12 protein-coding genes are annotated in these 13,203 nt (G+C 43.3%); 6 read left to right on the top strand and 6 right to left on the bottom strand.

The genetic code is table 11. The features are described 5' to 3' along the window. The first annotated feature begins 38 nt into the window (after window positions 1-38). Window positions 39-1,100, top strand: a complete 1,062-nt coding sequence (locus AB4154_RS09160) for a trypsin-like serine protease (RefSeq protein WP_136981868.1) — start codon at window positions 39-41, stop codon at window positions 1,098-1,100. Window positions 1,101-1,200: 100 nt separating this feature from the next. Here AB4154_RS09160 and AB4154_RS09165 read toward each other — a convergent pair whose 3' ends face one another. Next, window positions 1,201-1,527, bottom strand: a complete 327-nt coding sequence (locus AB4154_RS09165; RefSeq protein WP_029236416.1) for a hypothetical protein — start codon at window positions 1,525-1,527, stop codon at window positions 1,201-1,203. 200 nt (window positions 1,528-1,727) lie between these two features. Here AB4154_RS09165 and AB4154_RS09170 point away from each other — a divergent pair, with 200 nt between their 5' ends. Next, on the top strand, window positions 1,728-2,045 hold the full coding sequence (locus tag AB4154_RS09170; protein WP_017059843.1) for a helix-turn-helix transcriptional regulator: 318 nt from the start codon (window positions 1,728-1,730) through the stop codon (window positions 2,043-2,045). A 93-nt stretch (window positions 2,046-2,138) separates the two neighbouring features. Here AB4154_RS09170 and arfB read toward each other — a convergent pair whose 3' ends face one another. Continuing rightward, a complete protein-coding gene (gene arfB, locus AB4154_RS09175; RefSeq protein ID WP_017059842.1) occupies window positions 2,139-2,549 on the bottom strand; it encodes an alternative ribosome rescue aminoacyl-tRNA hydrolase ArfB in 411 nt (136 codons plus the stop codon). 87 nt (window positions 2,550-2,636) lie between these two features. Here arfB and AB4154_RS09180 point away from each other — a divergent pair, with 87 nt between their 5' ends. Continuing rightward, window positions 2,637-3,242 carry a beta-phosphoglucomutase family hydrolase gene (locus tag AB4154_RS09180; RefSeq protein ID WP_017069882.1) on the top strand — a complete coding sequence of 202 codons (606 nt, stop codon included), beginning with the start codon at window positions 2,637-2,639 and terminating at the stop codon, window positions 3,240-3,242. 63 nt (window positions 3,243-3,305) lie between these two features. Here the strand turns inward: AB4154_RS09180 and AB4154_RS09185 are convergent, their stop codons facing one another. The 4 genes from AB4154_RS09185 to AB4154_RS09200 all read right to left on the bottom strand — a co-directional run bounded on the left by AB4154_RS09185 (window position 3,306) and on the right by AB4154_RS09200 (window position 9,374). Beyond that, a complete protein-coding gene (locus AB4154_RS09185; RefSeq protein ID WP_065584255.1) occupies window positions 3,306-5,210 on the bottom strand; it encodes a diguanylate cyclase in 1,905 nt (634 codons plus the stop codon). Window positions 5,211-5,417: 207 nt separating this feature from the next. Next, entirely contained in the window at window positions 5,418-7,166 is a 1,749-nt protein-coding gene (locus AB4154_RS09190; RefSeq protein ID WP_372122763.1) for a formate--tetrahydrofolate ligase, read from the bottom strand. A gap of 294 nt (window positions 7,167-7,460) precedes the next feature. Then, window positions 7,461-8,765 (bottom strand): inosine/guanosine kinase, encoded by a 1,305-nt coding sequence (locus tag AB4154_RS09195; RefSeq protein WP_017069885.1) that lies wholly within the window; start codon window positions 8,763-8,765, stop codon window positions 7,461-7,463. A gap of 129 nt (window positions 8,766-8,894) precedes the next feature. Next, window positions 8,895-9,374, bottom strand: coding sequence for a CreA family protein (locus AB4154_RS09200; RefSeq protein ID WP_017064645.1), 480 nt, complete (start codon window positions 9,372-9,374; stop codon window positions 8,895-8,897). Window positions 9,375-9,622: 248 nt separating this feature from the next. Here AB4154_RS09200 and AB4154_RS09205 point away from each other — a divergent pair, with 248 nt between their 5' ends. The 3 genes from AB4154_RS09205 to AB4154_RS09215 all read left to right on the top strand — a co-directional run bounded on the left by AB4154_RS09205 (window position 9,623) and on the right by AB4154_RS09215 (window position 13,016). Beyond that, the gene (locus tag AB4154_RS09205; RefSeq protein ID WP_017064644.1) at window positions 9,623-10,117 is read left to right on the top strand and encodes a hypothetical protein; all 495 of its coding nucleotides are present in this window, start codon (window positions 9,623-9,625) and stop codon (window positions 10,115-10,117) included. Window positions 10,118-10,177: 60 nt separating this feature from the next. After that, entirely contained in the window at window positions 10,178-11,986 is a 1,809-nt protein-coding gene (locus tag AB4154_RS09210) for an HD domain-containing phosphohydrolase (RefSeq protein WP_136973507.1), read from the top strand. A gap of 304 nt (window positions 11,987-12,290) precedes the next feature. After that, entirely contained in the window at window positions 12,291-13,016 is a 726-nt protein-coding gene (locus tag AB4154_RS09215; RefSeq protein ID WP_017059834.1) for an HAD-IA family hydrolase, read from the top strand. Window positions 13,017-13,203: the final 187 nt, after the last annotated feature.

Here is a 13,203-nt window from a genome sequence, read left to right on the forward strand (position 1 = left end):
TTTTGTAAATAAGTAGTAGGGGTTACAAGGAGTTAACTATGAACGTAAACCATACAATGAGTCCGGTTCGTAAAGCCGTTTTAGGGCTTTTAGCGCCATTAATTTACACATCAAGTGTTATGGCAACGGAAAACACGGACGAAAGTACTCCTGATTTGGGTGTAACACCCTATATTGTGAATGGTAGCGACGCTTCAGTCACGGAATTTCCTTCGATGGCAAGCTTGTTCATTGATCGTATTGATTATGACGGTGTTTACTCAACAGGCCCTTACTGTGGTGCGACAATTTTAGATAACTATCATGTACTGACTGCTGCACACTGTATTTATGGTGATGAGAATGCTCAACTTTTCACGGTAGTTGTTCCTCAATTGGAAGATACTTCTCTATTCCCTAACGGTAGCATCCAGAAAGTACGAGTATCTGAGGTGTATTATCGAACGGATTATTCAAACAGTATCAATCAACTATTAAGAAATGATATTGCGATTTTAAAGTTAGAAGCTTCTCTTAACCTTCAATCCTCAGCTGAAACTGTTATCCCTCAATTTGATACATACCTTAATGCTGCGAATGATTTCGTTGCAGTTGGCCATGGTGACATCGAGACTGATGTTGATGGTACGACATTGCTACAACAAGTTGACCTGACATATGTTGATACTCTTAATTGTAAAGCTGTTTTCGGTCCGTTAGTCACTGATAAACAAATTTGTTTCAACGGTAACGGACCGAATAATGGCTTATACGGGGGTACATGCCAAGGCGATTCTGGTGGTCCGGTGTTTTGGAAAAATGGCTCTACATATGAACAGGTCGGTATAACGAGTTTTGGGCCGACTACTTGCGGTGATGACATCGGCGTAACATCTGTATTTACAGAGGTATATGATTATAAAGATTGGATTACGGATGTAACTAAAGGGGTAAATGATAGCACGGAAACTGTCCAGTTTACCGCGACAGAGGCAAAACGAGTTGCTGTTGCTGGGACAAGTGCGTCAACTGGCTCTGGTAGCAGTGGCGGAGGTATTTCATTTGGTTTGCTAGGGATGCTGATGTTGATTGCTGGTGTTAGAAAAGCAGTTAAACGTTAGATCTTCAATGTTTTGAACAAGTCGACGCTTTATTTAAAGATAGCGTCGACTTTTTAGTTTTTACTTTTGCAGGTGTGCAGTTGGTTAGTTGCTTGTAGAACTAGTTACTCAGCTCGATAACCGCTTTACGGCTGTATCTTTCTAGAATCTCATCCATCTCTTTTATCGCAGCATTGATGCTTTTAATCCCACCTTGAGCCACACCTTTTTCATTTTCGTTCAATGCAGAAAAAGCTTGCTTTAATTCCTTACCTTCCAACATGTTCCCGTGCAGCAACACCTCTTTGTACGTGAGTAGCTTATGTTGTATTGCAATAATTTCTGGGCGGGGATTGTCTGATTCTAATGCGTGACTAATGCAAGGAAATGCCAATGTATAGCGATTCGCAATTTCCAATTTGACGTCTTTCTTATTCGCAATATGCAATTTTTATTATTTCCCAACACTTGAATACTCAAGTTACCTAGCCTGTACGTTCACAACTGATATCAGTGTGAAGGTTTATGAAACGTAACGGTTTTATCAAGCGAATAATATGCCTTTGATGGCTTATGTAAACCATCACAAGTCAATATGGTCTGCTTCTTGCTGAATTTAGGTCATAACTGTCTTTTGAGGATGAGCTTATGTCACAAGAACCCATAATATTGGCGCTGATTGAGCGTAGGAAACAAGCCAACTTGTCTCAAGAAAAGTTAGCCTCGAGTGCAGGAATGAGCTTAAAAACCTATCAAAGGATTGAACGCGGAGAGGCGGACATCAAGATGTCTCAGTATCGTTCAATCACTAGAACCTTAAAAGTGACGGATTTGGATGTGGTGCTTGATATTGTTGGCGCATCACAAGTAACAGCGGAAGATGTAGCTGCGGTCAGTCGTCTGCTGACCAGCGAAGAGCGCCTGTTGTTGATCAAGCTGATTTTGTCGGTCAAAAAGAAGCAGTAGTCTTTCTTTCAAATAAACAGCGTAATAGATCGATTCGTTAGTCAAATTGACAGATACTTCTAGGGTAATGTGTTCTCTGAGGGCATGAAGCCATCAGCTCACTCTTCCACGCAGCTGTTTGGTGGTGCTTCTTTGTTTTTTGCTTTCTAAACGTCTTTTCTGAGAGCCACGCGTCGGCTTAGTTGCTCGTCTTACTTTTTGAACCTTTGTCGCTTCCAAGATCAATTCTTTCAAGCGCACTAAAGCATCATCTCGGTTTTGTTCCTGAGTTCTATACTGTTGCGCTTTAATGATAATCACACCGTCTTTGGTGATGCGGCTATCTTTGTGTGCGAGGAGCTTTTCTTTATAGAAGTCAGGTAGGGTAGAGTGCTTGATATCAAAACGTAAATGTATCGCGCTCGATACTTTATTGACGTTCTGACCGCCGGCTCCTTGTGCTCTGATCGCTGTTAACTGGAGTTCCCAGTCTTGAATCGAAACAGAGTTAGATATTTGTAACATAAACATCCATTTTGAACGGTAATATGGCGCCATGATACTGAATATTGGTTATGGTATCAGTAACTTTATTTAAGAGTGGTAGTAGTGATGAAAATAGATTTAACGGCATATGAAGGATTAATCTTTGATATGGACGGTACGTTGATCGATACAATGCCTGCACATGTAAAGGCGTGGGAGCGAACGGCTGAAGAGTTTGGCTTTCATTTTGAAGCGTCTTGGCTGCATAGCTTAGGTGGCATGCCGAGTTATAAGATAGCCGGTGAGGTGAACAGCAAATACGGTTTATCGCTCGACCCACAAGCGGTTTCTACGTTTAAAATGGCGTCGTTTGCGGCTATCGAAGACAAAGGAGACGTTATCCCTTGTACTCACTCTCTGTTGTTAGAGCATCTGGGTAACAAGAAGATTGCAGTCGGAACGGGCAGTCAACGTAAAAGTGCCGAACAGTTACTGGATAAGACAGAGATCTTGAGTAAGCTCGATATTCTCGTGACAGCAACAGACGTTAAGAATCACAAACCAAATCCGGATACTTTCTTAGATGCGTGTTTTGGTATGGGTTTGCAGCCAAAGCAGTGTGTTGTGTTTGAAGATACGAACCTAGGTAAGCAGGCTGCTCATGCTGCGAACATGGATTGTATTCTAGTGGTAGAGGGGAACAAACTAGAGTTCTATCCTGCACCAAGCTGATTGCAAGGATTGGGTTGTTAAACCGCCAAACTAATAGCCTAGCGGAACAATACTGATTTTCTGTTAGGCGATTTCGCTCATTTCGCTGTCTAGGAACAGGCACACACTGTTTCGACCTGCTGCTTTGGCTTCATAAAGTGCTAAATCGGCGCACTTGTAGTTAAGAGCAGGGTCGTTGGTCAGGTTGGTAATTCCACCACTGACCGTCACCACGTTATCGAGCTCAATACTGACTGCGATTCTCAATCTGTTAAGTACATACTCAGCTTCTTCTGTTGTGGTATGAGGCAGAATAACGCCAAACTCTTCGCCACCAATACGAGCCACAAAATCAGTTTCTCGGCACTCTCGTTGTAATACTTGAGCAACGGTTTGAATGACGCGATCTCCATAATCGTGACCAAATCTGTCGTTGATGCGTTTGAAGTGGTCTATGTCCAAAATCGCTAAACAAGACTGTTCGCGAGTAGGGTAACGATTAACACGAGAGCACTCATCTCGCAGCTCAAGATCGAATTTACGGCGGTTCCAACACCCAGCTAAGGCATCTTTTTCACTCAGGTTTCTCAGTTTGTTTTCTAGCTCTTTGTGTTTACTTATATCCACAAATGAAGCGACATAAAACTGAATCACGTCTTTCGAGTCTTTAATGGTTTGGATTCGCAATATTTCCGTGATCAAAGACCCGTCTTTACGACGATTAACCACTTCGCCTTCCCACATGCCTTTCTCTTTGATGATGCTCCACATCTTGATGTAGAACTCTTCGTTGTAGCGACCAGAGGCAAACATGGACGGTTGGCGGCCTTTTACGTCTTCTAACTCGTAGCCACTCACACGGGTGAACTCTTGGTTTACTTTGATGATTCGGTTGTTTCTGTCGGTAATCACCAAGGCAGACATGCCATTCATTGCGGCCTTAGCAAGTTGGCTCTCGATACTGTTCTTCTTGTGGTTGCTGTTCCACAATACGAAGCCAGCGGAGATCATCGAAATCAAGAAAGACAAGGTGATGATCTGAACGACGATCGCTTGTTTTTCTTGTCGGTATTGACTGCTGAACTGCTGATTTTCAATGTGAAGAACCATGTAAATAGGGCCTTCAAACTGTTTGATTTTAGGGCTGATGTCGGAATGAAAATACCAGTTCTCACCATCGAAATAGCTCGAAGATGTCTTGTCTTGAATCGCAGTCCAAAGCTCAGGGTATAACTTTGCGTAAGTCTGCTCTGAACGTGATTCAATTACATGTCCGAAAGATTCCGTAGGATCCGGCCCCATGATTATGTGTCCGGTTTTGTTGAGAATAATAGGAACAGCAGAAGATGCACCAATTTGATAGTGAAGGCGCTTATAAATCTCAAGCATGTTCAGGTTTGCGATGAAGTAACCAATAATGCGGTTGTTTTCAGCGACTGGCGTCATAATGCGTAGCGCTGGAATCAAAGGGCGAACGATCTCTCCGTTTTCGACTTCAAGATCAATACCGCGAGAGCTAATCTCACCAATCTTTAATTGCTGTAGTACCTCATAGTAATCACGCGAAGACTTGTTCTGCAGTTCACTATCTGGAACCACGATTGCTTGATTGTCTTTATAATTAACGCGAAACACTTCGTTGCCAGCTAGATCGAGGTAACGAAGCTGGGAATAGTATTTTTGGCCACGAGCTAACATCACCCAAAGATCTTGCAGGGTTTCTTTATGGATAATAGAAGGTTCTCGAATCGCTCGGAGTAGTGTTTGAGAGTCGGCGATTGAAGGAACAGAGTTAGAGATTTGCTCAACAATAACAGCGAGTTCATGAAAGCTGTATTCGATTTGATTTTGGCTAGACTGCTTAATATTTAGAGTGTGCTGAGCATCAATTCTGTCAAGTTCAGAATTGATGTAGAGGGCAGGGACTAGTCCTAGGGCAAAGATGGTACATAGAAATTGGCTGACTAGTTTTTTTATACTTGTATTCATCACTGTCCTCAAAGAATCAGCGCAATACTATATATTTTATAGGGTTTTTAATGTGATCTTGACCGAGAAGTTAAGACAAGATTCGCATATAACTACGATTTAAGTGCAACTTCTTGCACTTAAGCTTGATTGCTCAATATAGAACGATGTTCCGAAATATTATCCAAATTAATCGCGATTAATTGCCGCTTATCTAACTAAGGACAGCTAGCTTAGGCCTACGATATTTCCATTACTATCAATATCTAACGACATGAACGCCGGTTTGTCAGGCAAGCCTGGCATGGTCATCACATTGCCGCACAACGCGTAAATAAAGCCAGCACCAGCACACAGTTTTAGTTCTCTAACGGGCACGTCAAATTGGGTTGGTGCACCTTTTACGTGTGCTTCTGTCGAGATCGATAGTGGTGTTTTTGCCAAACAAACCGATAGGTCGCTATAGCCATGCAGTTTGAATTCAGCCAGTTGCTTTTTAGCCAGTGGAGATAGCGAAATCCTTGCCGCGCCATAACCAACTTCAGCAACCGCCATCAGCTTTTCTTCTAGGCTTTGCTCTGAGTGATACAAAGGCTTAAATTCACTCTGTTTTTGGCAAGCTTTTAGCACGGCGTGAGCCAGTTGAGTCGCGCCTTCGCCACCTTGACCAAATGCTTCGCTTACTTCAACGCTAACGCTTGAGTCGAAGTCGGTGATCATCTGTTTCAAAGCATCGAGCTCTTGAGTTGAGTCTTGTGGGAATCGGTTAATCGCAACAACTGTAGGCACTTGGTATTGCTTAACGTTGTTGATGTGCCATTTAAGGTTCTCAAAGCCTGCAATAAGTGCGTCTTGGTCATCATTAAAGATTGAATCAGGTAACGGAGTGCCCGGTCTCAAATCGTATAAACCAGAGTTTGCCTTTAATCCACGTAATGTAGCGACAACCACAGCGCAATCGGGCTTCTTGTTCGACGCTTTCGCTTTTATGTTACACGCTTTCTCAAAACCCATGTCTGAGCCGAAACCACCTTCGGTCACAACAAAGTCACTCAGTTTTAACGCTATCTTATCGGCAATAATTGAAGAGTTACCATGTGCGATGTTCGCGAAAGGTCCAGCGTGAATTAGGGTAGGAACGCCTTCAAGGGTTTGCATCAATGTTGGTTCAATAGAATCCTTCATGGTTACGGTCATTGCGCCTGCAACGTTGAAGTCATCTGCGGTTAGCGGCAAGCCTTGTTTGTTGTAAGCAAGTACCACTCGTCCGATGCGCTTTCTCAAATCTTGAAGGTCATTGGCTAGAGCAAGAATGGCCATTAGTTCAGAAGCGGCTGAGATATCAAATCCATCTTCTCGCTCAAAGCCGTTAATTGTTTTGTCTGCTTCGTTCTTGCCAACCGTGATCATGCGTAATGCGCGATCATTATGGTCAAGTACACGTCGCCAAACGATTCTACTTGGGTCGATATTCAGTGCTTTTAAGCCTGAGCGCGTTTCAAAGGCGTCTAACCCTTCACGCTGTTCATGATACAAACGTGCATCAATGGCGGCGGAGGCGAGGTTGTGAGCGGCCGTAACAGCATGAATATCGCCCGTGAGATGCAGGTTTAATTGTTCCATAGGGGCAACTTGAGAGTAACCACCGCCCGCTGCGCCGCCTTTTACACCAAATACCGGGCCCATTGAAGGCTGACGAATGCAGGCCATTGCAGATTGGTTAATCTTTGCGAGGCCTTGTGCTAATCCGATAGTAGTGACGGTTTTGCCTTCACCAAGAGGTGTCGGTGTGATCGCCGTGACTACGACTAACTTACCATCTTGTTGGTTGGCGAGGCGTTCAAGTGATGTGAGAGACACTTTAGATTTGAATTGCCCTAATGGCTGATGTTCGTTGTGGTGCAGGCCAGCTTGCTTGGCAACCTCACTGATGTTTTTAAGGGGAGTAGAGCGACAAATATCAATATCAGACAGCATATTTGATCCTTATATCAGAACCGAAAGGTGGTACGTAAACGTTTGCGTGGCGATAGTACTGTATAAATTTGCCAAGTAAAGGCAAACCACACGAATTATGTGCTGGAAGATAACAGATCTAAAGAGTCATTGCGCGAGATCAAATCTTAAACGAGCAAAATATTCGATATGATTAACTTCAGCTGCCGTTATATTGGTGTTGAATACAAAAAGGGCTGCATATAGCAGCCCTTCAAGGAATGGGTAATCTCACTTGGCGTTAACCTTTAAGAGGTAACTGCCTAATATGGTCGATTAACGATCCCAGTATGTTTCTTCTAAGCTATCTTCGCGTTCAGGTAATGCACGAGAAAGGCGAGGAGAGTGCTGAGTCAACACTTCGTAGCTTACACGGTTTGCGTACTTACAAATTTGAGACAGTGAAGAGTAAGTTAGACAAGTGTGCTCGTGTTTCTCTGAGTTTGGTACATTCACGTGGTGGTAGCTATTTGCTGCCATGTCGTGAAGTAGTGCTGAAAGTGCACCATCGCCAGCGCCATTGGTATTCTTAATCTCAAGTGGGCCACCTAGGTAAGGGCCAATGTGAGAGTACACTTTTACTGGGTCTTTACAGTCTTGCTTACGCATCGCACGGCTGAATTCGTATTTATTGAACTCAGGGATGTTACCCGGTAACAATGGCAGTGTGGTTTCGCGTTTCGCTGGTTCGTCAGTGTAACCTGCCATGTATAGACCAATAGGACCTGCAGTACATAGAACTAGGTCAACCCACTCAAGTGCCTTGTTAGCAGCCAATAGAGGATCTTTTTCACCCGTTAGCGCTTCACCTTCATCTTCGTTCATCGCGACGATGGTTACGTTTTCTTTCAGGTATTCTTGCCACCATTCAGCGTTGCCTTCGATCACATACTTAGTACCAAGTGTTAGTACAACAGGCACATTGTGCGCTTTCGCGTATTCAATCGCTTTTTGTACCGCTTTTGGCATCGGATCTTCAGGTTTGCCACGCATTAGGTATGACGACACAACCAATGCAGAAGCTTTCTCGAAGACTTTTTCAGGAATGCTTTCTGGAAGAAGTTGGTTCATGTGGCCTTCGTTGATTGCAAACGTACGTTCGCCATCTTCAGAAATCAGCGTGTAACAACGACCAATTGGACCATCAACAGTTTGAAGGTGGTTTAGATTCATACGAGAAGAAGTGCGGCAAAGGTAACGATAACCAAATGAGCCAACTTCAATCTTCTTAGACATTACGCCAAGCAGGACAGATTTGCTGTCCGCAAGTACGGAATAGTTGTGCAGTGTGTTGCCGATAGTATCGCCAGGATATTGATGCGTGATCAAACCGCGCTCAACTAACTCTTCATACAGCGCATCTGCTTTACTTTCTTCCAATACCAGTGAGTGACCTTTACTCAGCTCGTATTTTTCTAGGAACTCGTTGTCAACACGGGCTTCGATATCAACAATCGTTTGGCCAACACCCACAATCGTTGCGCGGTGAAGCTTAGGCGTTTGTTGAATTTGGTTGACCAACGGATCACGTGCGTGAGTTGGAAAGTAGTGCTTAGATTTACGCTGTCCAGGAAACTTCATATGAAAAATACAGTGAAAAAATTTTGCCGCATGATATCACATTTTGTTTCTGTTTCTTTCATTTTTATTACATTTTGAATCACCTGCACAATGTCTGTACAGGTGATTCAACTAACTATATGTTTGAAACTACTCGGTTGGCTGTACTAACGTCGCTGGATCAACGTAAGCCTCTGTACCCCATAGTGGAACAGTTGAAAGGCTGTGTTTGAAGCTACCTTCTGTTTCTTTGGTGGTGTAAGACAAGTAGAGCAGCGACTGATTCTCTGCATCGTAGATACGACGAACCTTCATTGTTTTAAAGAAGATACTTTTCGATTGCTTGAATACCACTTCGCCAGACTTACTCTTGTCTATTTGAGCAATCATTTCTGGTGTAATTTCACCTGTTTGACGACAAGATATAGAGCTATCACTTGGATCAGAAAGGCTAAGGTTTGCTTCGATTGATGCGATATGACAGGTAACACCCGCGATCTTATCGTCATCTAATGAAGACATCTTGATATCCTTCATTGTGAAGAAACCCAGTGAGACGTCGCCAACCTCGTTGTCCGAACAGCCAGCTAACATTGTCACGATACCTGCTGCTATTAAGGCTTTTTTCATAAGAAGTCCTTTTTATTTATATAGTTCTGTTTACTATAAGGATATTGAAAGCTTGGATACGAGTGTAGAGCTTTTCGTTAAGTTCTTAAAGGATGTTGTTGGATAATGAAAAATATGAAGCATTTAAAGTACTTGTTGGCCTTGGTCATGCTCTGTATGCTCTCTGCTTGTAGCTCGGCACCTCAGCCGACCGTATGTCTTCCAAATAACTGCGATATTTGGGGATACTAACCGTAGGTACTAAAAGAATGAATAACGAAATACCTGAAATTGCACACAAGAAAAACCAATGGCTATTTAGTCAGCTCGATATTGCTTACCCCGCAAAAGAGAGCCTCCTCGGCCGTGAACTTTATCAAAGCAAACTTCCATCCAAGACATACCAACTCCTAGCACAAGATCAAACTCCTTCCCAAATTGATGAACTGCATAAAGTCGATTTCCATAAATTGACCGTGCTATTTTCACTCAACCAAGCAAGCGTTTACCAAGATGAAATCGAAAGGGCACACATGCTTGAGTTCTTGAGCCAAATTATGCTTTCTGACGATCATGTATTATATATTGGTACTCAAAACGGTGAAGTTGTGGCGAGCGCTATCGTCACAGAAGCGGATGGTTCCCTATTGATCTCGGATGTCGTTGCTGAAAATGGTCAAAGTATCAACAACTTTGCTAAGCAGTTACACGATTTTTGGGCACAAGATCATGCTTCTTGCGATAAAGTATGGATCGAGAACTAAAGATTCTTTGACAAAGCGTTAATCTAAGTACAATACCCCGTCTTATTTAAAGGGTATTGTATGTACAAGCTATTGATATCAATCGCTGTATTATGTGTTAGCGCTTATTCTTCACTCAGTTTTGCTAACGACTGGGATATTAAACGCATCCTAGTTTTACACTCATACGAACCTTCTTATCAATGGACTGCTGACTTCCAAAAAGGGATAGACAGTGCGTTCAGCCAGTCTCAAACCGAAGTTAAACTCTCAATAGAATATTTGGATTCAAAGCGTGTCCACAGCCCAGAGTATTACGACTCTCTCGCGAACTACTTACGTGCGAAGTATGCAGGTTATAAATTTGATGGCGTAATTGCGACGGACGATAACGCAGCCAATTTTCTTGAATCTCTGCCTAATTTGATTGATCGCTCCACACCTGTCGTTGCAGCCGGCATCAATGATTTCAGCACCGACATGTACGCGGTGTCTGACAGAGCAACTGTGCTTTACGAGAACGATCAGATAGACGTTAATATTAAGCTGATCTCCAAATTAAGACCTAATCTAAAGAATCTCTATTTTGTAAATGATTACAGTGTCACGTCTGAATTGATTCATAAAGAAATGAACAAAATGATGGCTGAATTTTCAAATATCAATCTCGTAGAAATTCGCGACTTGTCGCTGGAGCATACGAGCCAATTTTTGGAAGGAATCTCTGCGGACGATGCGGTATTGCTCAGTCATTACAACACCGAGTTAAAGCAAGGGGTTTATCACACTTACCAAGAGATTGCGGATACGTTGTCAAAAGCGAGTGCTGCTCCGGTGTTTGCTTTATGGCAGTTCTATATTTCGGGTGATGTACTCGGTGGTTACGTTAATCACTCACAAAGCATGGGTGAACAGGCCGTCGATGCGTTGGATAAATACCTTCCACTTGGTTTTACTACACCGTTAACTCCCGGAGACAACAAACGTTTTGTATTCAATTACCCTGCAATGAAGAGATACGGGATTAGTGGAAACGCGTTACCTGACGAAGCGGTTTTCATTAACGAGCCTTCATCCTTTATTCGCAAAAACTTCCAGTTGTTATTGGGGCTGTCGATGGTGATTGCGGGTTTGAGCCTGATCATCTTGATGCAATTTGTCACTCTGCGCCAAAAGAAAGAGTTGGCGAATAAGAACAAACGAATCTTAAAGCTTCAGAAACAGACCTTGAATATCCAAAAGGATATGATTCATGTTCTCGGAGAGGCAATTGAAACCCGCTCTGGCGAAACTGGTAATCACGTTAAGCGTGTAGCCAAGTTGTCTGCACTGCTTGCTAAGTATCGTGGCTTGAGCCATCGCGAGGTCGAGATGATTGAGATCATCAGCCCAATGCACGATGTGGGTAAGATTTCAGTCCCTGAATCAATCTTGGATAAACCTGGGAAATTAACCGACCAAGAGTGGGAGGTGATGAAGCTTCATACTACGGCTGGCTATAACTTACTAAAGAGCGGAGCGGGTGATATTACCAACCTCGCGGCAATCATTGCTAACGAACATCACGAGCGTTGGGATGGTGCTGGATACCCGAATGGAAAAGTGGGTGATGAAATACACCTGTTTGCTCGTATCACTGCCGTAGCCGATGTGTTTGATGCGCTGCTTAGTGCACGTTGCTACAAAGAACCGTGGCCGTTAGAGATGGTGGTCGATTTGTTCGAGCGAGAGTGTGGCTACCAGTTTGATCCTCAGCTGACTAAATTGCTACTGAAACACTTACCCGAGTTTGTCGCTATCCGAGATTCGTATCCCGATACTGGAACTATAGAATATGCGTCTTCACCTTCGTTTGAAGCTAAGGTCTTAGAAGAGTCGGTTGTTAGCTAACCGTTGCTTTATCTGAGTGGCCTATACGTCTTGGCTTCTTTATCTATTCACCACGATCCGGCTAGGAAGTAGTGATTTATATTTCCCCTGAAATTGAGTCACTTATGTAAACCTCGCAGTCTTTGATTTCGTAGAATCTGGGGTCATTTGATGAAAACTGTTGCTTATGTCGAGCGATAAAGTGATCAACTCCATATTTCGCGAAGAGAAATAAGCCTGTATCTGCAAACTGTTACCTCAATCATCTCGCGCATTGAAAGAACACTATAGGATAAAACTTGGATTCAATCTGAGTGAGATACCTATGCGGTTAGAACAGACTAAATGTGTGATTTTCGATTGTGACGGAACACTTATCGATAGTGAAAAGCTGTGCTGCCAAGCTTTGGTGAACGTTTTCACTGGCTTTGGAGCGGAGCTAAACGTCAACGACTGCTATGCGCACTTTCAAGGCGGGAAGCTAGCCGACATCTTAATGGATACACAAGAACGTCTTGGGTTATCTATCTCGATTGATACACTTGAGCCGTTATATCGCAATGAATTACAAGCACTGTTCCAGCGTCATTTAAAACCGATGGATGGCGCTATCGAACTTATTGAATTCCTCAAACAACAAGACATCGAGTTTTGTATTGCTTCCAATGCACCGAAATCTAGGGTTGAATCTTCATTGGCGATGACAGGCATGCTAGACGACTTCAAAGGCAAAGTGTTCTCAGCTTTTGATGCTAACAGCTGGAAGCCAGAGCCTGATCTAATCATGTACACGGCCATGAACATGGGCTTTCTGCCAAATGAGTGCATCTACGTGGATGATACGTTGAAAGGGATTGAGGCTGGTGTTCGCGCGGGTATCCAATCGTTTCGATTACGCCCGAGTATTGATGAAGCAATCGTAGATCCCGAAGCCGACTCAGCAGAACTCGCGGCTCAGGATATCTACAGTTTAGAAGAAATTTCAGTTTGGATTAATGGCAAGCACTGCTCAAATGGTGGTATATCGAATTCTGCAGCTTTGGTGGGGTAGAGCTTAGTTGAAGGCTGACTACCTTACTAAATTGTTTGGTGTGGAAACCGCAAGATGCACAAGTAAACTTTTCTCCACTTTCTGAAAGCAGGTACTCGTCGTGTTGGCATAAAGGGCATGTAATGTCGTCGGTGTTTGGTGTTTCTGTTTTATTCATTATGTGTCACCTGCAGCAAGGGGGTAAGCG

Origin of the sequence: Vibrio sp. 10N.286.51.B11, assembly GCF_041469245.1 — a bacterium.
In the GTDB taxonomy this organism is placed as follows: domain Bacteria; phylum Pseudomonadota; class Gammaproteobacteria; order Enterobacterales; family Vibrionaceae; genus Vibrio; species Vibrio crassostreae_C.